The organism is Kitasatospora sp. Root107 (assembly GCF_001424875.1).
GTDB lineage: Bacteria > Actinomycetota > Actinomycetes > Streptomycetales > Streptomycetaceae > Kitasatospora.
On sequence record NZ_LMCT01000017.1, the window covers coordinates 39,171 to 63,219 of the forward strand.

A 24,049-nucleotide genomic window follows, 5' to 3' on the forward strand; every position below is an offset into this window, starting at 1 on the left:
AGAGCCTGACTGTCGTTCACACATTCCAGGACCGAACTGAGGGGAACCAACAAAGGTGACGGGCGACGCGAGCTGGGTGCCACCACTGCGGGCCGGGCGACGGCCGGCGGGGCAGGCGCTGTTCGGTTGGCTGGAGGATTCGAGGGCACCCAGGCTCTGCCGGGTCACCGGCTCATCAGGCAGCGGCCGGACGCACCTGCTGGCCTGGCTGGCGACCGGCTCACCGGTCGACAACCCGCGAACCACCCGCCGGGTGCACGCGTTTCTGCCCGCCGCTGGACTGACGGTCCGTAGCGCCACCTGGCTGCTCGCCGACCGGCTGGGCGTAGCCGCACATACCCCCGTCGAGCTGGCCGCCGCACTGAACGACGGCCGCTCGCGGGTGGTAGTCGTCACCGACCTGGACCGGGCCGGCGGCCGCCTGCTGCCCGACCAGCCCGGTAGGATCGCGGCCGAACTCCTCGCCCCGCTGCTCGCCCTCCCAGGGCTGCGCATGGCGGTGGAGTCCGCCCAGGGTTCCCCCGTCGGCGAAGTGCTGGGTGCGGCGGCGCCGGAGGCAGCGGTGCTGAACCTCGACGACCCTCGATGGACCGACCCGGACGCCTTCGCCGCCTGGTGCGCCCGGCTGCCCGGGGCCCCGGCTGCCGCCGCACAGCTCTACCCCAGCCCGGGTCTGGCCCAGCTCGCGGCCAGGGCTGCCGGCGGAGTCGTCGTCGATGTCGCCGCCCCACTGGCGGATCGGGCGCAGGCGGTGTGCGCCGCCTGGTGGGCGAACCTGCCCGGTGACCTGCAGCCGACCGTACGGGCTCTGGCTGTGACGGAGCAGGAACTGCCGGCCGAGGAGTGGGCCCTGCTGCCGGGCGCGGGCGGCGCCGAGGCGGTTCGCCGAGTCGGTACCTATCTGCCGCCGCACGCCGATGGCATCTCCTGGCGCCTGAACCTCAGTCAGCTCGCCTCCCAGGTCGCTACGGAAGCCTCGCCGGCCGACAGTGCCGCACTGGTCCGCGACCTCGCGGGCCAACGCTCGGAGGCCCTGCTCGGCCTGCTGCTCCGCCACGGCGTCGGAGGCCGGTTCCTCGACGACCCGGACCTGCTGGCCAACGCCGATCCCCTCGCGGTCACCGCTGCCTTCGATGCCCAGGCCGATACCGGCCTGCTCGCTGGGGCCTGGCACTCCGCAGGCCCGGCGCTGGTCACGCTGAGGTCGGCGTCGGAGCGGGCAACTGTGCTGAACGCGTGGCTTGATCACGACCGGCGCCCCTCTGAATCGCCCTGGCAGACCCGTTGGGCGTACCGCCCGCCGGGCGGGCAGGTGCGGGCGGTCAGCCTGGGGCGCGGACCTTACGCCGGACGGATCCTGGTCGCCACCGACACCGGGATGCACGTTCTCGACGAGGAGAGTGGTCAGGAGACCGGCGTCGGTCCCCTCCAACTGCCAGTCGTCCCTGCCTCGTTGGCCTGTGGTGCGGACGCTGTCCTGATCGCCGTGGACTCGACCGGAACCCTGGGCGTACTGCCCTCACCGGTACCCGGAAGCCCCAATAGTGCCCTTCAGGTGACGGGCCGTGCGGCCCAGAGCCTGGGAGGCGAGCTGACAGCGGTCGCCGTCCAGCGAGACGAGGGGAGCCCTGCACTCGGCGTCGGTGATGCCCGGGGTGGGGTCGCCTACTTCACCGACGACTCCCACGACGGGCTGCGGCCCAAGCAACCGCTCCACGACGGCCCGGTCACGGCCCTCGCGACCGCCGAGGCGCGCTACGAGTCCTGGTTGGTCAGTGGCGGAGCGGACGGGAGGGTCGGGCTCTGGGGTGTCAGCCGCCGGTCGGCCCATCCCCCCGTCGAAACCCGCGACATCCCGATCACCGCCGTCGCTGCCTCCGGGAGCACGGACGGCCTGCTGGTCGTCTCCGCCTGGGCCGACGGTCTGGTCCGAGTGCGCCGCCAGTCCGAGCTCGGCGACACCGTGCTCGACCTGCGCCTCGGCTCCCCGGTCCGCTCAGCGGCGATCGACGCAGGCGGTCGGATCTGCCTGGCGCTGCCGGAGCGAGTCATCAGCCTCAGCGTCGCAGGGTGATGGAGATGAACAACCGATGAGCGCCGACAACTGGACCGCTGCTGAGGCCCGCCGGGTGCCGCCGCTGCGGGCGGGCCGCCGCGCGGCGGGGCTGGCGCTGTTCGGCTGGCTGGACGACCCACGGGCACCCAGACTCTGCCGAGTGGCCGGTAGTTCCGGCAGCGGCCGCACCCACCTGCTGGCCTGGCTGGCCGCTGCCGCCCCGGCCGACCACCCGAGGAGCACCCGCCGGGTCCACGCTGTGCTGCCCACTGGCGGGCTGATGGTCGATGACGCCGTCCGGCTGCTCGCCAACCGGCTGGGCGGTTTCGCCCGTACCCCGGCCGAGCTGCTCGCCATCGTGCAGGACGGGCAGCCTCGGACGATCGTCGTCACCGGGCTGGACCAGGCCGGCGGCCCGCCCGACTGGCCCCGGCAGATCGCCGCTGAGGTGCTCGTCCCGCTGCTCGCCGTCCCCGGCCTGCGGCTCGCGGTCGAGTCCGCCGACGGCACGGCCGCCACCGAACTGCTGACCGCCGCCGTGCCCGGAGCGGCCGTCCTGGACCTGGACGATCCCCGCTGGACCGACCGGGACGTCTTCGCCGCCTGGTGCGCCCGACTGCCCGGCCCATCGGCCGCTTCGCTCTACCCCAGTCCAGGCCTGGCGCAGCTCGCGGCCTTGGTCGATGGTGGGGTCGCGGTCGACCCCACCACGCCGCCGGCCGAGCGAGCCCGAGCGGTGTGCGCCGCCTGGTGGGAGGCACTGCCCGAGGAACTGCGGCCCACCGTCCGGGCGTTGGCAGTCGCAGGGTGCGCGGTGTCCGCCGAGGAGTGGGCCGCACTGCCCGGCGCGGGCGGGGCCGAGGCGGTCGCCCGGGCCGGTGCGCTGTCGCCCCCGGGCCCCGACGGAGCGTCCTGGGAGCTGAACCTCCGTCAGTTGGCCGCCTTCGTCCGACCCGCCTGGTGGGTGAACTGGACGTACCGGCCGCCCGGCGGTGCCGTGGACGCCCTCGCCCTGGGGCGCAAGCCCTACTCCCACCGGATCCTGGTGGCTACCGGCACCGTCGTGCACGTCCTCGACGAGGAGACCGGCCGGGAGGAAGGCGCCGCGCCGCTGCGGCTGCCGGTCACCCCGTCCTCGCTGGCGTGCGGCGAGCAGGGGGTGCTGATCGCGCTGGACCGGGCCAGGACCCTGGGTATCCTGCCCTCCTCGATGCCGGGGAGCTTTAACCGCGCAGTCCGGGTGGTGGAGCACGTGGCCGGGCGGGCGGGCGGGAACCTGACGACGGTCGCCGCGAAACGGGACGAGGGCAGTGCCTCGCTGGCCATCGGTGACACTCAGGGAACGGTGGCCCTCTTCCTGAACGACTTCGGGCCCGGCATGGCACCGGACCAAACCTCGCACCGGGGGCCGGTAACCGCCCTGTCTGTGGCCGACGCCCGCCACGAGCTCTGGGTGGCCAGCGGGGGAGCGGACGGCCGGGTGATGCTCTGGGGCGTCAGCCGTCCGTCATCCGAGGCACCGGTCGACGAGCGCGACAGCCCGGTCACCGCCGTCGCCGCAGCCGAGATCTACGGGGGCCTGCTGACCGTCGCGGCTTGGGCCGACGGGTTGGTCCGGCTGCGCCGACGCGGGGAGCGGCTGGACACGGTGCTCGACCTGCGGTTGGACGCCCCGGTCCACTCGGCCGTCATCGACCGGGGCAAGTGGATCTGCCTGGCGCTGCCGGACCAGGTGCTCAGCATCACTCTGGACTGACGGCGGATCAGGAGACGGTGACGGACGCGCACCGGCCGGAACCGCTTGTGGGGGCGTCAGCGGCGTGTCAGACGGATGTCAGGGCGGCCCGCCATAGTTGTCAACGTGAACGGCACGGGGAACTGGCCGGGAGCGACAGGGAGAGGCGGCCGCTAGGCAGAAGCGAGCACGACCAGCGCCCCGGTCGCAGCCGTCGCCCCAACCCGTCGCCGGTGATCGCGCCCAATCGCCGTGCGACCAGGTCCACCCGAGCCCAGGGCTGGTCCAGTTCGCCTCGCGTACCGCCGCCCGGCACCCTGCTCGACATGGCGGCCCTGCCCGCCGAGCGGGCCGCCGCGCTGGCCGAGGCGTGGTGGGCGGCGCTGCCCGAGGAGCCCCGTCGCGCCGTCGGACAGTCGATCACAGACAGGCGGCGATCGGGAGTTGCTCCTGGGCGAGGACAAGCGCTCGAGCAGTGGCCGACTACGGGGAGCCGACCCTGATGAAAGGTCAGCTTCCCCACAGCCGCTGGCCACCGGGGCGGACCTCGGAGGCGAGGTCGTCCGCCACCACGGCGATCACGGCCCGGCCCTCGATGCGGGCCAGCCACTGTGGCGGCAGCAGCGCGTCACCGTGGTGGGCACCCAGCAGGTTGCCGCAGACGGCACCGGTGGAGTCGCTGTCGCCGGAGTGGTTCACGGACAACAGCAGGGCCGCCTCCACCGGATTGCGGGCCGCCTCGTCATCAGGACGGGCCAGCGCCGCGTACACAGCGATCGCCAGCGCCTCCTCCGCCACCCAACCTCCGCCCAGGGACTCCACCTTCGAGGGCGTTGCCGTGCCGTCCGTAGCCAGGTCGACCGCCTTGCGCAGCGCCGCGGTCGTCTCCTCGTGCCCGGGGTAGCGGGCGAGCAGGTCCATAGCGCGCAGGACCGCGCCTTCCAGTGACTCGTCGTCGACCAGACAGCTGATCATGGCGGCGAAGGCACCTGCCGCGTAGTAGCCGGTGGGGTGCCCATGGGTGATCTGCGCACACCGGGCCGCGGACTCGAAGGCGTGCCGGGTTCCCCCGGCGGTGAAACCGAACGGCGCGGACCGCATCACCGTGCCGCAGCCCTTCGAGCCGGGGTTCACCCGGCCCGTAGTACCGTCGATCACTCTGCTCGGATCCGGGACGTAACCCTCCCGGAGACCGGAAAGGCACGCCAAGCCAGGCGCACGACGCTCGTAGAGCCAGAGCTCGTTGCGCAGCCACCCGGTCCGATGCTGGAAGCCGTACGCGGGCGGCGGCCCGTCGTGGTCCTGGGTGTCCAGCCAACGGAGGTACGCCTCCTGTACCGGAGTCGCCTCCGCGCCGGTCATCCCACCGCCGCGCATCCAGCCCTCGGCCGTGAACAGGGTCATCTGCGTGTCATCACTGATCCGCCCGACCACCCCCGCACGATCCGCCACCAGCCCGCTAAGGCCACGCTCCCCGTACCGGGCCTGGATCTCAGCCAGCGACAGCCCTTCGACCGGATAACCGAGCGAGTCGCCGATCGCTCCGCCGAGCAGACAGCCACGGACCCGCGCACGGTAGACCGCCAGCTCGCCCCACGCCACATCCCCCACCAGCTGGCTCCCCTCGGCTGATCATCCGTCACCAGCCTATCGGCGCCGACCTTCGCAAGGTCAGGCGCCGAAGCCCGCCGCCAGCTCGGCGATCACCGCCCGGCCCTCCAGCTGGGCCAGCCACTCCGGGGGCAGGGCCCCGGCGCCGTGGCGGGCGCCGAGCAGGTTGCCGCAGACCGCGCCCGTGGAGTCGCTGTCGCCGGAGTGGTTGACGGCGAGCAGCAGCGCGGGCCCGACCGTGGCCGGGGTGGGGGCGGTCAGGGCGGCGTAGACCGCGATGGCCAGGGCCTCCTCGGCGACCCAGCCGGCGCCGAGGGTCTCCAACTGGTCCGAACCGGCCTCGGCCAGGGCGAGGGCGCGTTCCAGCGCAGTGCTGGTCTCCTGGTGCCCGGGGTAGCCGGCGAGCAGGGCCAGGGCGTGCCGGACCGCGCGATCGAGAGGCTGACCGGTCATCAGTTCGCCGATGACCGCAGCGAAGGCGCCGGCGGCGTAGGAGGCAGTCGGGTGCCCGTGGGTGATCAGGGCGCAGTGCGCGGCGAGTTCGAAGGAGCCGGGGACGAGCCCGAACGGGGCGGAGCGCATCACCGTGCCGCACCCCTTCGAGTCCGGGTTCACCAGGCCAGGGGTGCCGTCGAGCGGGCGGCGCGGGTCGGGGACGTACTGCTGCTGGAGCCCGAGGATGCAGGCCCGGCCCGGGCCGCGCCGGGCGTACAGCCAGCGTTCCTCGCGCAGTCGGCCGGTCCGGTGCGGTGCACTGTCGGCCGGCGGTGGTTCCGGGTGCTCCTGGGTGTCCAGCCAGCGCAGGTACGCCTGCTGCACGTGCGGGACACCACCGCCCCGCAGCACCGCCTCGGCGGTGAAGAGCGTCATCTGGGTGTCGTCGCTGATCCTCCCGACCACCCCGTCGCGGTCGGGTACCGGCTCGGTGATCCCGGCTGGGCCGTGCCGGTCCTGGATCGTGTACAGCGACACGCCCTCGACCGGGAAGCCGAGGGCGTCCCCGAGCGCCCCGCCGAGCAGGCAGCCGTGCACCCGGTCCTGATGGCTCGTCAACGCGTCCCCCCCCTGGTCAGTGCAGCGTGAGCGCGAGCAGCGCCCCGGTGGCGGCAGTCTCGGCCGTCGCCCCCAGCACGTCGCCGGTGATCCCGCCGAACCGCCGTACGCAGCGGCGCAGCAGCAGCCACCCGCAGCCCAGCCCGACGACCAGCGCGAGCGGGTGCCACGGTGAGACAAGGCCCAGCCCGAACGCCACCGCCGCCGAAACTCCCAGCGCGGCCGGCCAGGGCACCGTGGCGGCGACCATCGCACCGAGTCCGCCAGGACGGGCAGCCGGTACGGAGCGCAGGCAGCCCCAGGTCAGCGCGCACCGGGCGGCCAGCGCGGCGGTCAGCACGGCAGCGGCGCCCCGCCAGAGCGAGACCTCGAACTGCCCGGCCAGCGCGGCGATCTGGGCCAGCAGCACCAGCAGCAGCGTCAGCACCCCGAACGGGCCGATGTCCGACTGCTTCATGATCCGCAGCGCGTCCTCGGCCGGTTTCCCGCTGCCGAGCCCGTCCGCGACGTCCGCCAGGCCGTCCAGGTGCAGGCCCCGGGTCAGCCCGGCCAGCACCGCCACCGCCGCCACCGCACCGAGCAGTGGCCCGCCGCGCCAGGCCAGCAGGGCACCCGCGCCGGCCGCGAACGCCCCGAGCACCAGCCCGACCACGGGGGCGGCGAGCATCGCCCGCCCGCCGGTCTCGCGATCCCAACGGTCGACCCGGACCCGCAGCACCGACAGGGTCCCGAACGCGAACCGCAGGCCGTCCAAAAAGTCAGCCCCGGTTGAGCAGTTCGGCGGCGGTCGGCAGCCGGGGCGGCTCGACCGGGCCGCGCTCGGCCACGGTCATCGCCGGTACGTCCGAGGGCTCGGCCAGCGTGTCGGCGGCGGCCTGCAGCAGCGGCAGTGCGAGCAGGGCGCCGACGCCCTCGCCCATCGAGACGTTCAGGCCCTGAAGGGGCGTCAGGGTCAGCCGGTCGTACGCCTTCGCCTGGGCGGGCTCGCCGGTGGACTGCCCGGCCCGCCACCACTCGGGGGCGCGGAAGGCGATCCGCTGGGCGACCAGCGCGCAGGCGGCCGAGACGACGCCGTCCAGCACCACCGGCAGCTTGCGGGCTGCGGACTGGAGCAGGAAGCCGGTGATGGCGGCGAAGTCCGCGCCGCCGACGGCGGCGAGCAGCGCGAGCTGGTCGCCGAGCACCGGGCGGGCCCGCCGCAGCGAGTCGCGGACGGCCGCGCACTTGACCATCCAGGTGCGGTCGTCGACGCCCGAACCCCGGCCGGTGACGGCCGCCGCGTCGGTCCCGCAGAGCGCGCCGACCAGTACGGCGGCCACGGTGGTGGAGCCGACCCCGAGGTCGCCGAGCACCACCAGGTCGGTCCCGGCGTCGGCCTCCTCGTCGGCGACCGCCATACCGGCCCGGAAGGCCGCGATCGCCTCGGCCTCGGTGAGCGCGTTCTCCACGTCGATCCGGCCGGAGCCCCGGCGCACCCGGAAGCGGCTGACCTCGGCCGGGAACTCGGCGGGATCGGCGTCGACCGCGACGTCCACCACCCGCAGCCCGGCGCCGTACCGGCGGGCCAGTACGGCCACCGGGGCGGTGCCGTCCAGCACCGCGTGCACCCGGCGGGCGGTGCCGCCGAGGGCAGGCAGCTGGGAGACGCCGGCCGCGGCGATCCCGTGGTCCGCCGCGAACAGCACCACCTTGGCGGCGGCCAGCGGCCGGACCGGCGAACCGCCCTGCACCGAGGCGAGCCAGCTGCCCAGTTCCTCCAGCTGCCCGAGGCCGCCGCGCGGCTTGTCGAGTTGCTGCCAGCGCTCCTCGCCGGCCCGGCGAGCGCTCTCGTCGGGGCGCTCCACGAGCGAGGAGAAAGTGTCGAGATCCACGGTGGTGTCCATCGTCTGGAAGGCTACACGCCGGTGGGTTTGACGGTCAGTACCTGCCCCGCGACCACCAGCAGGACCTGCTCGGAGGCGTCCGCGACCGCCATGTTCAGCCGCCCCAGGGTGTCCCGGAACCGCCGCCCGGCAGCGGTGGCCGGGACCACGCCCATCCCCACCTCGTTGCTCACCGCGACCACCTGACGACCGGTCACCCGCCAGGCCGCCGCCAGCGCGTCACAGCGCTGCTGCACCGCCAGTTCGGCGCCGTAGTACCAGGCGTCGTCGTCCCAGGCCCCGCACTCGTCCATCACGGCGGTCAGCCAGAGCGCCAGGCAGTCGATCAGCACCGGCGCCGGGTCGCTCCGGTCCGCCAGCACCGCCTCCAGCTCGCAGGTCTCCGTGGTGCGCCAGGTCACCGGCCGCCGCTCCCGGTGCAGTTCGACCCGCCGGGCCCAGTCCTGGTCGCCGTCCCGGCTGCCGCTGGTGGCCACGTACAGGACGTCCTCGTACGGGACGAGCAGCTGCTCGGCGCGGGTGGACTTGCCCGAACGGGCGCCGCCGAGGATCAGGGTGCGGGGGAGTGCCATGCCGCCCATCCTGCCCGACGAGGCATGAGGCGGTCGGGGGCGGGCACGCTAACCTGCGCAGCAGAACCGAGAAGCGAGGAGCCGGGCATGGTCTGGACGTGGCGGTACGAGAAGGCGGACGGCACTCTCGTCCAGCAGCCGGGCGAGCAGGAGGAGTTCCCCGGGCAGGGGGACGCCGAGTCCTGGATCGGCGAGGAGTGGAAGGACCTGCTGGCGAAGGGCATCGAGCAGGTCGTCCTGCTCGACGACGACAAGGTGATCTACACCATGAGCCTTCAGGAGGGCTGAGAAGCCGTCACTTCGCGCCAACCAGGTGCAGCAGGGCCGCGACCTGACGGTACGGATCCTGCTGTCCTGCGCGCTCCTCGGCGTCCAGCAGCTGGGCCAGCTGGCGGCCGTCCACCGGGGCCTGGTGGTCCGGGGTGGTGTCGGTGAAGACCCGGACGCCGTACCAGCAGCGCAGCGGGACGGCGATCTCGGCCAGCGTGGTGGTCAGGTCGGTCAGCCGGTCGGCGCGGGCGGTCAGACCGAGTCGGTTGGTGTACCGGGTGGTCTCGAAGGCGTCCAGGGTGGTGCGCCAGTCGCCGTTCAGCCCGGGGCGCATGGCCAGCGCGTCGGCGTTGCGGACCACCAGCGACAGTATTCCGCCGGGGGCCAGCAGCCGCGCCAGCGAGGCGAGCATCGGGTCCGGGTCGGAGAGGTACATCAGGACGCCGTGGCAGAGCACCACGTCGAAGCTGCGCGGGCCGAACCAGCGGCCGACCTGGTGGCAGTCGCCCCCCAGCAGCTGGACCCGCTCGCGGACCGCCTGCGGCTCGGCGGCCAGTGCGGCCTGCGCCGCACCGAGCGTCACCGGGTCCGGGTCGAGCCCGGTCACCAGATGGCCGGCCCGGGCCAGCCGGAGCGCCTGGGTGCCCTGGCCGCAGCCGACGTCCAGCACCCGCAGCCCGGTCAGCCCGGTCAGCTGCCCGGCGAGCTGACGGGCCACCAGCTCCTGCCGGACCAGCGCGCGCAGCCCGCCCTGCCGCTCCAGCCAGGTGGCCGCGGTCGGCAGCGAACCCCGGGTGGGCAGCCGGTCGTGCAGCCCGCCGCCCTGTCCGGGCAGCCCATGGCCCCCGGACCAGCCCTCAGCCGTCCAAGGCTGGGCCCAGGACGGCTGCTGCACGGGCTCGGCGGTCAGGGCTTCTCGCCCCGCTTGACCTGCGGCTTCGGCAGCCGCAGCCGGCGCATCTGGAGCGTACGCATCAGGCCGTACGGCACCGCGCCCTTGGCGTTCTGGCCGGGGAAGTTGGTGGCCAGCGCCTTGCGCAGGCCGAAGCCGAGGCGCACGAAGTCGGCGATCACCAGCACGAAGAAGACCATGAAGAGCAGGGTGGAGATCAGCTTCAGGATGTTCGACGGGACCACGCTGAGGACCAGCACCAGCACCGCGTACGGCAGGAAGAACTCGGCCAGCGACCAGCGCGAGTCGATGTAGTCACGGGCGAAACGGCGCACCGGGCCCTTGTCGCGGGCCGGGAGGTAGCGCTCGTCGCCCTCCAGCAGCGCGGTGCGCTGCTTCTCCCGCTCGGAGCGCATCCGCTCGCGGGACTGCTTGGCGGCCTCCTTGCGGTCCTTGGGGACCGTCACCCGGGTGCGGCGGTGGGCCTCGGCCTCACTGCGCTTGGGGGTGGGCCGGCCCTTGGGGGCCTGCGGGTCACGGGGCAGGTCGTCCTGCTCGGCCAGCACGGTGGCGGAGGAGGAGGCATCGTCTGAGCGGCGTCGGAACACACCACCAGCGTACGTGGTCGCTCCCGGCAAATCGGAGTGCCATAGGACCCAAACCGATATCGAATGCCCTCGGATGCCCTCGGAGTGTCCCCTAGGCATCACCAGGGGTCCGGAGGATCATGGTCAGGGGTCGTCTCCGTCCAGAGGATGAGGCCGGAGCTTCTCGGCTGTAGCAGGCTTGTTGCAGGCAGGAGCACTGCGGCGAGCAGGCCGCCGCGCATAGACTCGATCCTGTCCAGTACGAGTCGGAACGCAGGCCCGAGAAGGGGGCACCCGAGGCCCATGAGCGACGGAATCATGAAGCGTATGGGGCTGATTTTCCGCTCCAAGGCGAACAAGGCCCTGGACCGCGCGGAGGACCCCCGCGAGACGCTCGACTACTCCTACCAGAAGCAGCTCGAACTGCTGCAGAAGGTGCGCAGGGGCGTCGCCGACGTGGCCACCTCGCGCAAGCGGCTGGAGCTCCAGCTGACCCAGCTGCAGCAGCAGTCGGCCAAGTACGAGGACCAGGGCCGTAAGGCGCTCTCGCTCGGCCGGGAGGATCTCGCGCGCGAGGCGCTCACCCGCAAGGCCAACATGCAGTCCCAGATCACCGATCTGGAGACCCAGTACCAGGCCCTGCAGGGCGAGGAGGAGAAGCTCACGCTGGCCTCCCAGCGGCTGCAGGCCAAGGTGGACGCCTTCCGTACCAAGAAGGAGACCATCAAGGCCACCTACACCGCGGCCCAGGCGCAGACCCGGATCGCGGAGTCCTTCTCGGGGATCTCCGAGGAGATGGGCGATGTCGGCCTGGCGATCCAGCGGGCCGAGGACAAGACCGCCCAGATGCAGGCCAGGGCCGGGGCGATCGACGAGCTGCTGGCCTCCGGTGCGCTCGACGACGTCAGTGGTCTCGGCCGCAAGGACGACATCGAGGCCGAGCTGGAGCGGGTGGCCGGCGGCAGCGACGTCGAGCTGGAGCTGGCCCGGATGAAGGCCGAGCTGACCGGTGGTTCACCGGCGGCGGCTCCGCAGCTGGAGCAGGGAAAGCAGGACAACCCCCCGACGATCAACTACAACAAGTAACCCCCGACGCAGGGAGACCACCGGCATGATCATGCGGGTCATGGGCGAGGGCCAGTTCCAGGTGGCCGAGAGCCACCTCAACCGGCTCAACCAGCTGGACGAGGAACTCCTCGCCGCACTCGAGTCGGGGGACGAGCAGCACTTCCGGGCGGCGCTCGGCAGTCTGCTCAGCGCGGTCAAGGAGTACGGCACACCGCTGCCGGACGACTCATTGGAGCCGTCCGACCTGATCCTGCCGGATCCGGAGGCGACGCTGGACGAGGTCCGGGCACTGCTGCGGGACGAGGGCGACGGGCTGATCCCCGGTCTCCCGGAGTGAGCGACGGCGAAGGGCGGGCCCCCACCAGGGGGCCCGCCCTTCGTCATGTCGGGGTACGGACTACGGCAGGGCCAGCATCCGGTCCAGCGCGGCCTTGGAGTACTTGGCGACCTCCGGGTCCACGGTGATCACGTTCGGCACCCGGCCGTCGACCAGCGACTCCAGCGCCCAGACCAGGTGCGGCAGGTCGATCCGGTTCATGGTGGAGCAGAAGCAGACCGCCCGGTCCAGGAAGACGACCTCCTTGTCCGGGTGCGCCTTGGCGAGCCGGCGGACCAGGTTGAGCTCGGTGCCGATGGCCCACTTGGAGCCGGGCTCGGCCGCGTCCAGCGCCTTGATGATGTACTCGGTCGAGCCGACCAGGTCGGCCGCGTCGACCACCTCGTACTTGCACTCCGGGTGCACCAGCACGTTCACGCCGGGGATCCGGGCCCGGACGTCGTTCACCGAGTCGAGGGTGAACCGGCCGTGCACCGAGCAGTGGCCGCGCCAGAGGATCATCTTGGCGTTCCGCAGCTGCTCGACGGTCAGGCCGCCGTTCGGCTTGTGCGGGTTGTAGAGCACGCAGTCGTCCAGCGAGAGGCCGAGGTCGCGGACGGCGGTGTTCCGGCCGAGGTGCTGGTCCGGCAGGAAGAGCACCTTCTCGCCCTGCTCGTAGGCCCAGGTGAGCGCGCGCTCGGCGTTGGAGGAGGTGCAGATGGTGCCGCCGTGCTTGCCGGTGAAGGCCTTGATGTCGGCGGAGGAGTTCATGTACGAGACCGGCACGGTCACGTCGGCTATGCCGGCCTCGGTGAGCACGTCCCAGCACTCGGCGACCTGCTCGGCGGTGGCCATGTCGGCCATCGAACAGCCGGCCGCCAGGTCCGGCAGGATGACCTGCTGGGCGCTGCTGGTGAGGATGTCGGCCGACTCGGCCATGAAGTGCACGCCGCAGAAGACGATGTACTCGGCCTCGGGCTTGTTGGCGGCGTCGCGGGCCAGCTTGAACGAGTCACCGGTCACGTCGGCGAACTCGATCACCTCGTCCCGCTGGTAGTGGTGGCCCAGGATGAAGACCCGGTCCCCCAGGGCGGCCTTGGCCGCGCGGGCGCGCTCGACCAGGTTGGGGTCGGAGGCGGGCGGCAGGTCGCCGGGGCACTCGACGCCGCGCTCGCTGTTCGGGTCGGCCTCGCGGCCGAGCAGCAGCAGAGCGAGCGGCGTCGGGGTGGGGTCGACGCCGTAGGTCTCGGTGGTGGTGGTCACGGGCGGGTGCCCTCCTGTGCGCGGAGCTCTGAGCTGGGGCCATGCCTTTTCGTCTATCTGACGCTATCTATGATAACCCGTTCGCGTCACTCTGACGATGGCCAACGTGTCGATGTGACGAGAACCGCGTGCCGCTGCGGTGTGTTCCCACCGTCGTCGGGTTGGCTACCGGGCATGAAAGCAATCGCGATCAGGCAGTACGGCGGCCCGGAGGTCGTCGAGTACACCGAGCTCCCCGACCCGAAGGTCGGGCCCGACTCGGTGCTGGTCCGGGTGAAGGCCGCCGGGGTCAACCCGGTCGACTGGAAGGTCCGGCAGGGGTACCTGGACGGCATCATCGACGCGCACTTCCCGCTGATCATGGGCTGGGATCTGGCCGGTGTGGTGCAGGCCGTCGGCGGCGGGGTGACCGAGTTCCGCCCCGGCGACGAGGTGATCGGCTACGTCCGCAAGGACACCGTCGAGCACGGCACGTACGCCGAACTGGTCGCCGCCCCGGTCCGCACCCTGGCCCGGAAGCCCGCGGCGCTGGACTGGGCCCAGGCCGGCGGGCTGCCGCTGGCCGGGCTGACGGCGTATCAGTCGCTGGTCAAGGCGCTCGGGGTGCAGGCCGGCGAGACCGTGCTGGTGCATGCCGCCGCCGGGGGAGTGGGGGTGCTCGCGGTGCAGATCGCCCGCGCCCTCGGCGCCCGGGTGATCGGCACCGCGAGTGAGCGCAACCACGCGTTCCTGCGGTCCCTCGGTGCCGAACCGGTCGCGTACGGGGACGGGCTGGCCGACCGGGTCCGGGCGCTGGCCCCGGACGGGGTGGACGCCGCGCTCGACCTGGTCGGCGGCGACGCGGTCGAGGTCTCCGCCACCCTGGTCGAGGACCCGGCCCGGATCGCCTCCGTCGCCGACTACGGCGTCGTCGCCAAGGGCGGCCACTACGTCTGGGCCCGCCCCGACACCGCCGATCTGACCGAACTGGCCCGCCTCGCCGACGCCGGCCAGCTGACCGTCCCGGTCGCCTCCACCTTCCCGCTCGCCCAGGCCGCCAGTGCCCAGGCCCTGAACGCGGAGGGGCGCACCCGGGGGAAGATCGTCCTGCTGGTCGACTGACCACGGGTGGGCCCCGTTCGGTGCAGAATGGTGCGGCGTTTCGTTTCTTCCAGTGGAGAGCCTCCCCCATGAGCACCAACAGACCGTCAGAACCGGGCGGGGCATCCCTGGACGAGACCGACCGCCTGTTGCTGACCCACCTGAGCCGGGACGGCCGGGCCTCGTACGCCGAGATCGGGCTGCTGGCCAACCTCTCCGCCACCGCCGTCCGCCGCCGGATCGACCGGCTCCGGGCCCGGGGGGTGGTCCGCGGCTTCACCGTGGTGCTGGACCCCGACGTACTGGGCTGGCAGACCGAGGCGTTCGTCGAGGTGTACTGCCGGGAGCGGACCGCCCCCGAGGAGATCCTGGCCAGCCTGCGGCAGTTCCCCGAGGTGGTCGCCGCCTGGACCGTCACCGGCGATCCCGACGCCCTGGTCCACCTGCGCGCCGTAGACACCCGCCACCTGGAGGCGGTCATCGAGCGGATCCGCAAGGAGCCCGGCGTCCAGCGCAGCCGCAGCTCCGTGGTGCTCTCCCGGCTGATCGGCTAGACCCGGACGGAGCAGTCCGGCCACCTGCGCAGGAAAGCTGCGCCGCCCCCGTCGAACGCGCTCGAATCCGGCCCGACCGGCCGGGTTCCGACGCGCGCGGGCGCACTCCCGCTGCCTAGGCTGATCATGCCTGGCAGGCCCCACCTGTCCCGGGCCTCCCATGACACCCACTCAGTGAGAGGGACAGCCATGTCCGCAGCCCCCGACCGCATGCACCGGCCCGACAACGAGCTGGTCGACCTGGTGTTCAACTACATGCGGGAGCGGCTGCAGTACGACCCTGTCCCGCTCGACCACCCCGGTGACGGCGAGCACCTGAAGGCCCAGCTGGCCGGTCTGCTGAACCCGAACGGCAACGACCCGGCCGACGTGCTCAAGCTGTACGACCACGAGCTGTCCCGCGCGGTGATCTCCGCCGACAGCCCGCGCTACCTGTCCTTCATCCCGTGCGCCCCCACCAAGGCCGCGCTGCTCTTCGACATGGTGGTCTCCTGCGCCTCGCTGCAGGGCATCTCCTGGCTGGAGGCGGCCGGCGCGATCGCCGCCGAGAACCAGGTGCTGCGCTTGATAGCGGACCGGGCCGGCCTGCCCGAGACGGCCGGCGGCACCTTCGTCTCCGGTGGTTCGGCGGGCAACCTGTCCGCGCTGGTGGTCGCCCGGGACACCGCCCGGCGGCGGCTCGGCCCGGAGGCCAAGCTGCGGATCGCGGTCTGCGACCAGGTGCACTCCTCGGTGAAGAACACCTTCAACATCATCGGCGTCGAGGCCTTCAAGGTCCCCGCCGTGGACCGCCGTTTCACCGGCGAGGCCCTGCGCGCCGCGCTGGCCGCCGACCCCCATCCCGAGACCGTCATCGCGGTGGTCGGTACCGCCGGCACCACCAACGAGGGCATCGTCGACGACCTGCAGGGCCTCTCCGAGGTCACCCGCGAGCGCGGCCTGTGGTTCCACGTGGACGGCGCGTACGGCGGGGCCGGGCTGTTCGCCCCGTCCGTCCGGGAGGGCTACAACGGCATCGAGCACGCCGACTCGTTCGTGGTGGACCCGCACAAGTGGCTGTTCGCGCCGTTCGACTGCGCCGCGCTGATCTACCGCAACCCGCAGCTGGCCCGCGCCGTGCACACCCAGGACGCCTCCTACCTGGACGTGCTGCACACCGAGGGCGACGAGTGGAACCCCACCGACTACGCCTACCACCTGACCCGCCGGGCCCGGGGCCTGCCGCTCTGGTTCTCGCTCGCGGTGCACGGCACCCAGGCGTACACCGACGCGATCGAGGCCGGGCTGACTCTGGCTCGGGAGAGCGCCGCGCTGATCGAGCGGACGGACCACCTGGAGCTCCTGATGGAGCCTCAGCTCTCCTCGGTCTGCTTCCGTCGCACCGGCTGGACCCGCGAGGACTACTACCGCTGGTCCCAGCAGCTGCTGGCCGACCAGATCGGCTTCGTCACTCCGACCGGCTGGGACGGCGAGACGGTGGCCCGGTTCGCTTTCCTGCACCCCGGCACCACGATGGAGATGGTCGAGGAGATCCTCGCCACCATGGTCTAGCGGACCCGGGGCGGGCGGTCGAAGACGCAGTCCCCGCACAGGCCCGCCCCCGGCACCCGGTAGTACAGGCAGCAGCTGGTCCGGCGCCCCGACGGCGCGAGCCCGCCCCGGAGCGGGGGCCGGTCCAGCAGCTCGGCGGCCAGCTCCCGGCCGGACCGCAGCACCCGTACCGCGCCCGCCAGCGCCGAGGCTGCGTTGCCCCAGAGCAGGCCCTCGGCGACCGGGGTCACCGCCCGGATCCCGGCGGCCAGCGGGGTCAGCTGACGCTCCACCACCATGTGGTGCAGCTCCGCCGCCAACGGGCCGTCAGGAACCACCACCCCCGGCACCCAGAGCTCCAGCGAGCCGCCCGTCGGCAGCCGCCAGTACGCCCGGTCGAAGTCCGGCACCGCCCCGCCCAGGACGGCCGTACCCAGTGCCACCGACCAGAGCCGGGCGGCCACCCCGAGCTGCGCCACCGAGGCGGCCACCCGGGGCTCGTCCGTACCGAGCCGTTCGCCGACCTCGGTGATCCGCCGCCGCCAGAACTCCGGCGCGGACAGCTCGGCCAGCGGCCGGAAGCCGTCCGGAAGCGGGCCCTCGACGGTGGCGAAGAACGGGCCGACGGCGGCCGCCCGGCGCAGTGCGTCCCCGGCGGTCACAAGAAGGCGGGATTCGGGATGTACGGGGCGGGCGGCCGCATCCCGCGCACCGCCAGGTAGCCCTCGGTGGAGAGCGAGAGGCCGACCTCCAGGCCGACGTCCACCGCCCACTCCTGCTCGGCGGTCAGGCAGTCGATCACCACCTCCGCCCCGTCCGGCGTACGGGCCAGTGCCTCGCGGAGCAGCCGGGTGGCGATCCGCTTGGAGGTGGCGGCCAGCAGCTTCACCGCGCCGCCGGTGCGGTAGCAGTAGCCGGTGCCCGCCAGGGTGTCGGCGATCAGCAGTTCGTCGTAGTGGGCCAGCATGAACTCATGGTCCACCCCGTGGGCCGAGCCCCGGACCCGGCGGTCGACGGAGTCCAGCAGGTCACGGTGGGTCGAGTTGCCCGGGTGCACCGGGATGTCGCCCGGGTCGAGCAGCCCGGCCCGGTCCACCGTCCCGGTCAGCCGCATGGTCGGGTGCAGGGTGAAGCCGGCCCGGCGGTAGCGGCGGGCGGCGGCGGGGGAGGGCGAGGCGCAGAGCATCCCGCGCAGGCAGCCCCGGCCGTGCGCGCCGGCATGCTCCAGCAGCAGGCGGCCGACGCCCTTGCCCTGGGCGCTCGGCAGTACGGCGAACAGTGACAACAGCCACAGCCCCTCCCGCCGCATCGAGAGCGCCACCCCGACCGCCTCGCCGTCCTGCTCGGCGACCCAGCACCCCGGCTGGTCGTGCCGGATCGCGTGCACCGTCCGGGCCAGCTCCCGGACCAGCTGGGACGGGTCGGGCGGCGAGCCGTCGTCCCCGCCGGCCAGATCGCGGAAGGCCGCCCGGCTCACGGATTCGACGGCCGCGGCGTCGGCAGGGGTGTCTTGGAGCTGACGAATGATCACCCCGTCATCCTGCCGCCGTGGCGGGTCCGGGACGGCCTGTTTGGCAGGATCGGACGATGACCACGGTCCACCGGTGTGCGAGCATGGGTGCGTGGGGGAGTGGGTCCCACGGCCCGCAGAACTCAGAAGAACACCGCTCGGGAAATGAATCCGGGTGGCCGCTGGTTGGTACTGGCGGCAGATCGTCGTCACAGACCGGGAGTACACAGATGAGCGTCCAGGACGAGACCACCGTCGAGAGTGGTCTGCTCCTCTCCGATGCCGCCGCGGCCAAGGTCAAGGGGCTGCTGGACCAGGAAGGCCGCGACGACCTCGCGCTGCGCGTCGCCGTGCAGCCCGGTGGCTGCTCGGGCCTGCGCTACCAGCTCTTCTTCGACGAGCGTTCGCTCGACGGCGACGTGGTGAAGGACTTCAACGGCGTCAAGGTCGTGACCGACCGGATGAGCGCCCCCTACCTCGGCGGCGCGACCGTCGACTTCGTCGACACCATCGAGAAGCAGGGCTTCACGATCGACAACCCGAACGCCACGGGCTCCTGCGCCTGCGGCGACTCGTTCAGCTAGTCGTACCGCGAAAGGCCCCCGCCACGGCGGGGGCCTTTCGCATGCCCGGCGCCGGGCTCAGTGCTGGGGCCCGCCGACCGGGTCGGGGCCCTGGGACCGGGGCAGCTCCCGGTTGGTGGCCTGGTCGAAGACCGTCCGGCCGCCCAGCTGGGCCTTCAGGTCGGCCGACACCTCCTGCTGCTTGGCCAGCGCGACGCAGTCGGTGCCCGCCTTCTGCGGCTCGGTCACGACGACCTTGGCCACCACGGTGCCGGGCTTGGACTCGTCCAGCTTGAGGCCGTACTTTTCGCAGATCCCGCCGTAGAACGTCACCGAGAGCCGCAGCCCGTCCACCCGGTACGAGCTGCCGACCAGCTTGCCGGACGGGTCGGGCTCGCCCACCGCGATGCCGGGCCTGCTCTCGGCGGGCGTCGGCTCGATGGACGGCTTCGGCGGGTTGGACGGCCGGGGATCCGGGGTGGACGGGCTCGCGGCCGGGCTGGATGCCGAGGAGCTGGGTGCGGCGCTCGGCGAGCCGGGCGAGGTGGAGGACGTGCTGGAGGTCCCGGACCCGCAGGCGGTGGCGGCGCCGAGGGCGAGCAGCAACGTGGCGGCGCCGACGGCTCGCCGGAGCCGGGGTGGGGTGGCTGCGGTCTTCTGGTCCATGGTGCGCGTTCCTCCCGAGGGCTCAGCACTCCGCCACCGCAGCGGCGCTGTGCGGCTTTGACGTGCCCCGGAGGATTCCGGTTCCGTCAGGCGCCGTACTCCGAGGCGCCGTACTCCGACATCCCGGCCACCAGCCGGCGGGTCCTGGGGGGCACCGAGACACCGGCGGGGGCGGTCGGCACGGGCTCGGCGGGGATGGCGTACGCGGGCCAGAACAGGCCCATCCGCCGGGACGAACTCACCAGCGCGTCAAGGGAGTCGGCGTCCGCCTCACCCTTCAGGGCGGCAGGGACACGCAGGGCAGGCCGGTTCGGCATCATCGGTCTTCGCTCCGATCGGCGGGCCGTGGGCGGAAATGCCACGGACCAGGACGGGGCGGCTGTTCCGGCCCCGGTATCCCCGACCCTAGATCGGCCCTGCGTGCCGGGCCAGAGCTACCGCGCGGTAGTACTCGGCGGAGTGAAGCCGGAGGCGTGGTGGGCGGGCGACGGCCGGGCCGGTACCGTGTAAAGGTCGATTTTCACCGTTGTTCCGGCCGCTCACCCGGCCCACCTGAGGAGACCCAGTGCGCATCGCCGTCGCCGGCTCGATCGCCACCGACCACCTGACGACCTTCCCGGGCCGCTTCGCCGACCAGCTGGTCGCCGAGCAGCTGCACACGGTCTCGCTCTCGTTCCTGGTGGACACCCTCGACATCCGCCGCGGCGGGGTCGCCCCGAACATCGCCTTCGGCATGGGTGTGCTCGGCCTGCGCCCGATCCTGGTCGGTGCGGCCGGCGCGGACTTCGAGGAGTACCGCAGCTGGCTGGAGCGCAACGGCGTGGACACCGAGTCCGTGCACATCTCCGAGACCTCGCACACCGCCCGGTTCATGTGCACCACGGACCTGGACCACAACCAGATCGCCTCGTTCTACACCGGCGCGATGGCCGAGGCCCGCAACATCGAGCTCAAGCCGATCCACGACCGGGTCGGTGGCCTCGACCTGGTACTGATCGGTGCGGACGACCCGCAGGCGATGGTCCGGCACACCCAGGAGTGCCGCACCCGCGGCTACGCCTTCGCCGCCGACCCCTCGCAGCAGCTCGCCCGCCTGGAGGGCGACGACATCCGCGAGATCGTGGACGGTGCCACGTACCTGTTCACCAACGAGTACGAGGCCGCACTGATCGAGACCAAGACCGGCTGGAGCCCCGAGGAGATCCTCGGCCGGGTCGGCACCCGGGTCACCACGCTCGGCGCCAAGGGAGTCCGGATCCAGCGGGCCGGCGAGCCCGACGTCACGGTCGGCTGCCCGGTCGAGGAGCGGAAGTCCGACCCGACGGGCGTGGGCGACGGCTTCCGGGCCGGCTTCCTGGCGGGCATCTCCTGGGAGCTCGGGCTGGAGCGGGCGGCGCAGATCGGCTGCATGGTCGCGACGCTGGTGATCGAGACGGTCGGGACGCAGGAGTATGAGCTGCGGCACGGGGCGTTCCTGGAGCGGTTCGCCGTGGCGTACGGGGCCGAGGCTGCGGCCGAGGTTCGGGCGAAGCTCACCGCGTAGAACTTTTGCAGGGCCTCAGGCATCTACGGTCAGGGGCTCGGGGAACTGCGAAAGTGCCTGACCATTTACGTACGGATCACCTTGTACGAGGTCGGCGTCGCAGTTCCCCGAGCCCCTACGGGGCTCGCCGTACGAGGTAGGCCGTCCCGCGGGTGAAGCCGTAGTCGGTGGGGGAGGCCTCGCCGAGGTAGGTCTGCGCACGCATCTGGCACCAGGCGGGGATGTCGAGGCGGGCCGCCTCGTCGTCGGCGAGGACCACGACGGTGCCGCCGACCGGGACTTCGGTGATCCGTTTGGCGAGTTCGATGACCGGCAGGGGGCAGCGCTTGCCGAGCATGTCGAGGACCAGGGTGTCCGAGCTGCCGGCGGGGGCGGGCAGGTCGAGGCCGAGTGGGGACCGGATGTCGGCGACCAGGCGGGGGAGCAGCTCGAGGAAGCGGGTGACGTCCGCCTCGGGTACGCCGTTGGGCAGCGAGATCCGGATGTTTCCCTCGGTCAGTACGCCCATCGCCGCCAGGACGTGGCTGGGCGTCAGGGTGCTGGACGTGCAGGAGGAGCCGGAGGAGACCGCGAAGCCGGCCCGGTCGAGTGCGGTGAGCAGGACTTCGCCGTCGACGTAGAGGCAGGAGAAGGTGACCAGGTGGGGGAGCCGGTGGGCGGGGTCGCCGACCACCTCCACCTCGGGGACCAGCTGCGGCACCTGACGGCGGATCCGTTCCACCAGGGCGTGCAGCCGGGCGTTCTCGGCCTCGGCCTCGGCCCGGACGGCCCGTAGCGAGGCGGCGGCCGCGACGATGGCGGGGACGTTGACGTAGCCGGGGACCCGGCCGTTCTCCCGTTCGTCGGCGGGCAGCGGTGAGGCGTACCGGACGCCCTTGCGGACGGCGAGGACGCCGACTCCGGCCGGGCCGCCCCACTTGTGGGCGCTCGCGGTGAGCAGGGACCAGCCGCCGGGGACGGGGAGCCGGCCGGCCGACTGGGCGGCGTCCACCAGCAGCGGGACGTCGCCGAGCAGGGCGGCGGTCTCCTCGACCGGCTGGAGGGTGCCGACCTCGTGGTTGGCGGACTGGAGCACGGCCAGCGCGGTGTCGTCCCGGACCAGGGCGGCGAACTCCGGGGCGGCGACCCGTCCCTGGCGGTCCACCGGGGCCACCGAGACGCTTCCGCCGTCCGCCGCCACCCGTTCGGCGGTGTGCAGCACGCTGGAGTGCTCGACGGCCGAATGGACCAGGTGACGTCCCGTCCGGCGGCGGCCGGTCAGTGCACCGAGCATCCCCAACTGGACGGCCTGGGTGCCGCTCCCGGTGAAGGAGACCTCGTCGGCGCGGCAGCCGAGCACTTCGGCGACGGTCTCCCGGGCGGCGTCCAGCAGCATCCGGGCCTGCCGGCCCGAACGGTAGAGCCGGGCCGGGTCGGCCCAGCCCTCGTCCAGGGCGGCGGTCAGCGCCTGCCGGGCGACGGGGTGCAACGGTGCGGTGGAGGCCACGTCGAAGTAGGACACGAAGACACCCTACTCACCGTCAGACGACACCCATTTTGTGAGGGTTCGTGGGTACCCGGACGGGTGTCCGACGGTCCGTCACCCGCGTGTCCGGGCGCCGCCGTCCGGGTGTCCGTGCGACCCTCGAACGGCCGCATTGACCTGCGGGTCCACTCCTTTGGGGGCTGATCGGGTAGCCGGGCGGCGCGTTACCGGGGGCTGCTCGTGAGTGCCGCATAAGGATGCAGTAGCGTTTGGCCCGCATAAGCATTCAAACCGTGCCCGTGGCCGGGTCGCCGGGGAGGCGCGCACAGCGACTCCCGGCAGCGACGCGATCTCGGGCGAGACTTCGGGAAGGCGCTACGTGAGTCCCAACGGCTCCGACCGCTCGCCGCGGCGCACGATGCGGCGGAAGCTGCCTCAGGCGCTGGCACTGGGCCTCGTCATCGCGACCGCCACCGGCTGCTCGGCCAACGACCTCCCCAGGCTTGGCCTTCCGAGTCCCGTCACCGCCGAGGGCCCGATGGTCCTCCGGATGTGGCAGGGCTCGTGGATCGCGGCACTGGTGGTCGGCGCACTGATGTGGGGTCTGATCATCTGGAGTGTGATCTTCCACCGCCGCAGCCGCAGCAAGGTGGAGATCCCCCCGCAGACCCGGTACAACCTGCCGATCGAGGCGTTGTACACCGCGGTCCCCCTCGTCATCGTCTCGGTGCTCTTCTACTTCGTCGCGCGCGACGAGGCCCGGTTGACCTCGACCTCCGCCAAGCCGGACCACGTGGTCAACGTGGTCGGCTTCCAGTGGAGCTGGGCGTTCAACTACGAGAACACCGAGAATCCGGACCCGGCCAACACCCAGGCCGCGTACGACGTCGGCACGCCGGCCGAGCCGCCGACGCTCTACCTGCCGATCAACGAGACGGTGCAGTTCCGCCTCACCTCGCGGGACGTCATCCACGACTTCTGGACGATCAACTTCCTGATGAAGCAGGACGTCGTCCCGGGCGTGGTGAACAAGTTCGAGGTCACCCCGACCGCGCTGGGCACCTACCGCGGCAAGTGCGCGGAGCTCTGTGGCGTCGACCACTCGCGGATGCTGTTCAACGTCAAGGTCGTGGACCGGGCGGAGTACGACAAGCACCTGGCGGAGCTTCGGGCCAAGGGCCAGAAGGGCGCGGTGCCCTCGGGCATCACCACCATGGGAAGTGAGAAGTGACTATCCTCAACGAGCCCGCCGCTGCCGGCGGGACTACCGGGGCCACGGTCACGGCCGGTGCTGAGTCGACCCGCAAGCCCGGGTCCACCATCATCAAGTGGCTGACCACCACCGACCACAAGACGATCGGCACCCTGTACCTGGGAACGTCGTTCGCGTTCTTCCTGATCGGTGGTGTGCTCGCGCTGGTGATGCGCGCCGAGCTGGCTCGTCCGGGGACGCAGATCCTCTCGAACGAGCAGTTCAACCAGGCGTTCACCATGCACGGCACGATCATGCTGCTGATGTTCGCGACGCCGCTCTTCGCCGGTTTCGCGAACTGGATCATGCCGCTCCAGATCGGCGCCCCCGACGTCGCCTTCCCGCGGCTGAACATGTTCGCCTACTGGCTCTACCTGTTCGGCTCGATCATCGCGGTGGCCGGCTTCCTCACCCCGCAGGGTGCGGCCGACTTCGGCTGGTTCGCCTACTCCCCGCTGTCGGACGCGGTCCGTTCGCCGGGCATCGGCGCCGACATGTGGATCATGGGTCTGGCCTTCTCCGGCTTCGGCACCATCCTCGGTTCGGTCAACTTCATCACCACCATCATCTGCATGCGCGC

25 protein-coding genes are annotated in these 24,049 nt (G+C 72.4%); 12 read left to right on the forward strand and 13 right to left on the reverse strand.

The genetic code is table 11. The features are described from left to right. Positions 1 to 55 precede the first annotated feature (55 nt). Together ASC99_RS17185 and ASC99_RS17190 are read left to right on the forward strand one after the other, a co-directional pair. Positions 56 to 2,074: a hypothetical protein gene (locus ASC99_RS17185; RefSeq protein WP_057232981.1), complete on the forward strand. Its 2,019-nt coding sequence runs from the start codon at positions 56 to 58 to the stop codon at positions 2,072 to 2,074. A 16-nt stretch (positions 2,075 to 2,090) separates the two neighbouring features. Next, on the forward strand, positions 2,091 to 3,812 hold the full coding sequence (locus ASC99_RS17190) for a hypothetical protein (protein ID WP_057232982.1): 1,722 nt from the start codon (positions 2,091 to 2,093) through the stop codon (positions 3,810 to 3,812). A gap of 489 nt (positions 3,813 to 4,301) precedes the next feature. Here ASC99_RS17190 and ASC99_RS17195 read toward each other — a convergent pair whose 3' ends face one another. Genes ASC99_RS17195 through cobU form a run of 5 tightly spaced genes read right to left on the reverse strand, consistent with a single transcriptional unit; the run spans position 4,302 to position 8,910 of the window. Further along, positions 4,302 to 5,402 (reverse strand): ADP-ribosylglycohydrolase family protein, encoded by a 1,101-nt coding sequence (locus tag ASC99_RS17195; RefSeq protein ID WP_157531592.1) that lies wholly within the window; start codon positions 5,400 to 5,402, stop codon positions 4,302 to 4,304. A gap of 60 nt (positions 5,403 to 5,462) precedes the next feature. After that, complete coding sequence (locus tag ASC99_RS17200) at positions 5,463 to 6,455, reverse strand: ADP-ribosylglycohydrolase family protein (protein WP_057232984.1); 993 nt, start codon at positions 6,453 to 6,455, stop codon at positions 5,463 to 5,465. Between the two features lie 16 nt (positions 6,456 to 6,471). Continuing rightward, positions 6,472 to 7,209: an adenosylcobinamide-GDP ribazoletransferase gene (locus ASC99_RS17205; protein WP_057232985.1), complete on the reverse strand. Its 738-nt coding sequence runs from the start codon at positions 7,207 to 7,209 to the stop codon at positions 6,472 to 6,474. Between the two features lie 4 nt (positions 7,210 to 7,213). Next, entirely contained in the window at positions 7,214 to 8,338 is a 1,125-nt protein-coding gene (locus ASC99_RS17210; RefSeq protein ID WP_057232986.1) for a nicotinate-nucleotide--dimethylbenzimidazole phosphoribosyltransferase, read from the reverse strand. An 11-nt stretch (positions 8,339 to 8,349) separates the two neighbouring features. Beyond that, a complete protein-coding gene (cobU, locus tag ASC99_RS17215; protein WP_057232987.1) occupies positions 8,350 to 8,910 on the reverse strand; it encodes a bifunctional adenosylcobinamide kinase/adenosylcobinamide-phosphate guanylyltransferase in 561 nt (186 codons plus the stop codon). Positions 8,911 to 8,997: 87 nt separating this feature from the next. Here cobU and ASC99_RS17220 point away from each other — a divergent pair, with 87 nt between their 5' ends. Next, complete coding sequence (locus ASC99_RS17220; protein WP_057232988.1) at positions 8,998 to 9,198, forward strand: hypothetical protein; 201 nt, start codon at positions 8,998 to 9,000, stop codon at positions 9,196 to 9,198. Between the two features lie 7 nt (positions 9,199 to 9,205). On the opposite strand, the gene ASC99_RS17225 is transcribed toward ASC99_RS17220, so the two are convergent. Continuing rightward, positions 9,206 to 9,916 (reverse strand): bifunctional 2-polyprenyl-6-hydroxyphenol methylase/3-demethylubiquinol 3-O-methyltransferase UbiG, encoded by a 711-nt coding sequence (locus tag ASC99_RS17225; protein ID WP_057233100.1) that lies wholly within the window; start codon positions 9,914 to 9,916, stop codon positions 9,206 to 9,208. A gap of 170 nt (positions 9,917 to 10,086) precedes the next feature. Further along, positions 10,087 to 10,680, reverse strand: a complete 594-nt coding sequence (locus tag ASC99_RS17230; RefSeq protein ID WP_057232989.1) for a DUF3043 domain-containing protein — start codon at positions 10,678 to 10,680, stop codon at positions 10,087 to 10,089. A 306-nt stretch (positions 10,681 to 10,986) separates the two neighbouring features. Between ASC99_RS17230 and ASC99_RS17240 the strand changes: the two genes are divergently transcribed. Both ASC99_RS17240 and ASC99_RS17245 read left to right on the forward strand, forming a co-directional pair. After that, entirely contained in the window at positions 10,987 to 11,745 is a 759-nt protein-coding gene (locus ASC99_RS17240) for a PspA/IM30 family protein (RefSeq protein ID WP_235502537.1), read from the forward strand. A 25-nt stretch (positions 11,746 to 11,770) separates the two neighbouring features. After that, positions 11,771 to 12,064: a hypothetical protein gene (locus tag ASC99_RS17245; protein ID WP_057232992.1), complete on the forward strand. Its 294-nt coding sequence runs from the start codon at positions 11,771 to 11,773 to the stop codon at positions 12,062 to 12,064. 60 nt (positions 12,065 to 12,124) lie between these two features. Here the strand turns inward: ASC99_RS17245 and nadA are convergent, their stop codons facing one another. Further along, the gene (gene nadA / locus ASC99_RS17250; protein WP_057232993.1) at positions 12,125 to 13,306 is read right to left on the reverse strand and encodes a quinolinate synthase NadA; all 1,182 of its coding nucleotides are present in this window, start codon (positions 13,304 to 13,306) and stop codon (positions 12,125 to 12,127) included. Between the two features lie 174 nt (positions 13,307 to 13,480). On the opposite strand from nadA, the gene ASC99_RS17255 reads away from it, so the two are divergent. The 3 genes from ASC99_RS17255 to ASC99_RS17265 all read left to right on the forward strand — a co-directional run bounded on the left by ASC99_RS17255 (position 13,481) and on the right by ASC99_RS17265 (position 16,491). Continuing rightward, complete coding sequence (locus ASC99_RS17255) at positions 13,481 to 14,407, forward strand: NADP-dependent oxidoreductase (protein WP_057232994.1); 927 nt, start codon at positions 13,481 to 13,483, stop codon at positions 14,405 to 14,407. A 68-nt stretch (positions 14,408 to 14,475) separates the two neighbouring features. Beyond that, positions 14,476 to 14,940, forward strand: a complete 465-nt coding sequence (locus ASC99_RS17260; RefSeq protein ID WP_057232995.1) for an Lrp/AsnC family transcriptional regulator — start codon at positions 14,476 to 14,478, stop codon at positions 14,938 to 14,940. A gap of 189 nt (positions 14,941 to 15,129) precedes the next feature. Then, a complete protein-coding gene (locus ASC99_RS17265; RefSeq protein ID WP_157531593.1) occupies positions 15,130 to 16,491 on the forward strand; it encodes an aminotransferase class I/II-fold pyridoxal phosphate-dependent enzyme in 1,362 nt (453 codons plus the stop codon). Here the strand turns inward: ASC99_RS17265 and ASC99_RS17270 are convergent. Both ASC99_RS17270 and ASC99_RS17275 read right to left on the reverse strand, forming a co-directional pair. Then, entirely contained in the window at positions 16,488 to 17,132 is a 645-nt protein-coding gene (locus ASC99_RS17270) for a (2Fe-2S)-binding protein (protein WP_057232996.1), read from the reverse strand. The genes ASC99_RS17265 and ASC99_RS17270 overlap by 4 nt on opposite strands. Further along, the gene (locus ASC99_RS17275) at positions 17,129 to 18,001 is read right to left on the reverse strand and encodes a GNAT family N-acetyltransferase (RefSeq protein WP_057232997.1); all 873 of its coding nucleotides are present in this window, start codon (positions 17,999 to 18,001) and stop codon (positions 17,129 to 17,131) included. The genes ASC99_RS17270 and ASC99_RS17275 overlap by 4 nt, the downstream gene beginning before the upstream one ends. Before the next feature lie 209 nt (positions 18,002 to 18,210). On the opposite strand from ASC99_RS17275, the gene erpA reads away from it, so the two are divergent. Continuing rightward, entirely contained in the window at positions 18,211 to 18,564 is a 354-nt protein-coding gene (gene erpA, locus ASC99_RS17280) for an iron-sulfur cluster insertion protein ErpA (protein ID WP_057232998.1), read from the forward strand. Positions 18,565 to 18,621: 57 nt separating this feature from the next. Here erpA and ASC99_RS38615 read toward each other — a convergent pair whose 3' ends face one another. Together ASC99_RS38615 and ASC99_RS17295 are read right to left on the reverse strand one after the other, a co-directional pair. Further along, the gene (locus ASC99_RS38615; RefSeq protein WP_157531594.1) at positions 18,622 to 19,209 is read right to left on the reverse strand and encodes a hypothetical protein; all 588 of its coding nucleotides are present in this window, start codon (positions 19,207 to 19,209) and stop codon (positions 18,622 to 18,624) included. An 86-nt stretch (positions 19,210 to 19,295) separates the two neighbouring features. Next, positions 19,296 to 19,529, reverse strand: a complete 234-nt coding sequence (locus tag ASC99_RS17295) for a hypothetical protein (protein WP_057233001.1) — start codon at positions 19,527 to 19,529, stop codon at positions 19,296 to 19,298. A 245-nt stretch (positions 19,530 to 19,774) separates the two neighbouring features. Between ASC99_RS17295 and ASC99_RS17300 the strand changes: the two genes are divergently transcribed. Further along, a complete protein-coding gene (locus tag ASC99_RS17300) occupies positions 19,775 to 20,752 on the forward strand; it encodes a carbohydrate kinase family protein (RefSeq protein ID WP_057233002.1) in 978 nt (325 codons plus the stop codon). Between the two features lie 115 nt (positions 20,753 to 20,867). Here the strand turns inward: ASC99_RS17300 and ASC99_RS17305 are convergent, their stop codons facing one another. After that, a complete protein-coding gene (locus ASC99_RS17305; RefSeq protein WP_057233003.1) occupies positions 20,868 to 22,253 on the reverse strand; it encodes a cysteine desulfurase/sulfurtransferase TusA family protein in 1,386 nt (461 codons plus the stop codon). A 343-nt stretch (positions 22,254 to 22,596) separates the two neighbouring features. Here ASC99_RS17305 and coxB point away from each other — a divergent pair, with 343 nt between their 5' ends. Beyond that, the gene (coxB, locus tag ASC99_RS17310) at positions 22,597 to 23,448 is read left to right on the forward strand and encodes a cytochrome c oxidase subunit II (protein ID WP_057233004.1); all 852 of its coding nucleotides are present in this window, start codon (positions 22,597 to 22,599) and stop codon (positions 23,446 to 23,448) included. After that, the coding region (locus tag ASC99_RS40585; protein ID WP_369825106.1) for a cbb3-type cytochrome c oxidase subunit I at positions 23,445 to 24,049 on the forward strand (605 nt) is incomplete at its 3' end. The genes coxB and ASC99_RS40585, both read left to right, overlap by 4 nt.

What these genes read in the sequence shown, in the direction of transcription:
- erpA (WP_057232998.1), top strand. Translation starts at nt 18,211, where the DNA reads ATGAGCGTCCAGGACGAGACCACCGTCGAGAGTGGTCTGCTCCTCTCC.
- ASC99_RS17260 (WP_057232995.1), top strand. Translation starts at nt 14,476, where the DNA reads ATGAGCACCAACAGACCGTCAGAACCGGGCGGGGCATCCCTGGACGAG.
- ASC99_RS17210 (WP_057232986.1), bottom strand. Translation starts at nt 8,338, where the DNA reads ATGGACACCACCGTGGATCTCGACACTTTCTCCTCGCTCGTGGAGCGC.
- ASC99_RS17265 (WP_157531593.1), top strand. Translation starts at nt 15,130, where the DNA reads ATGTCCGCAGCCCCCGACCGCATGCACCGGCCCGACAACGAGCTGGTC.
- ASC99_RS17240 (WP_235502537.1), top strand. Translation starts at nt 10,987, where the DNA reads ATGGGGCTGATTTTCCGCTCCAAGGCGAACAAGGCCCTGGACCGCGCG.
- ASC99_RS17190 (WP_057232982.1), top strand. Translation starts at nt 2,091, where the DNA reads ATGAGCGCCGACAACTGGACCGCTGCTGAGGCCCGCCGGGTGCCGCCG.
- ASC99_RS17220 (WP_057232988.1), top strand. Translation starts at nt 8,998, where the DNA reads ATGGTCTGGACGTGGCGGTACGAGAAGGCGGACGGCACTCTCGTCCAG.
- ASC99_RS17255 (WP_057232994.1), top strand. Translation starts at nt 13,481, where the DNA reads ATGAAAGCAATCGCGATCAGGCAGTACGGCGGCCCGGAGGTCGTCGAG.
- ASC99_RS38615 (WP_157531594.1), bottom strand. Translation starts at nt 19,209, where the DNA reads ATGGACCAGAAGACCGCAGCCACCCCACCCCGGCTCCGGCGAGCCGTC.
- ASC99_RS17245 (WP_057232992.1), top strand. Translation starts at nt 11,771, where the DNA reads ATGATCATGCGGGTCATGGGCGAGGGCCAGTTCCAGGTGGCCGAGAGC.
- ASC99_RS17295 (WP_057233001.1), bottom strand. Translation starts at nt 19,529, where the DNA reads ATGATGCCGAACCGGCCTGCCCTGCGTGTCCCTGCCGCCCTGAAGGGT.
- cobU (WP_057232987.1), bottom strand. Translation starts at nt 8,910, where the DNA reads ATGGCACTCCCCCGCACCCTGATCCTCGGCGGCGCCCGTTCGGGCAAG.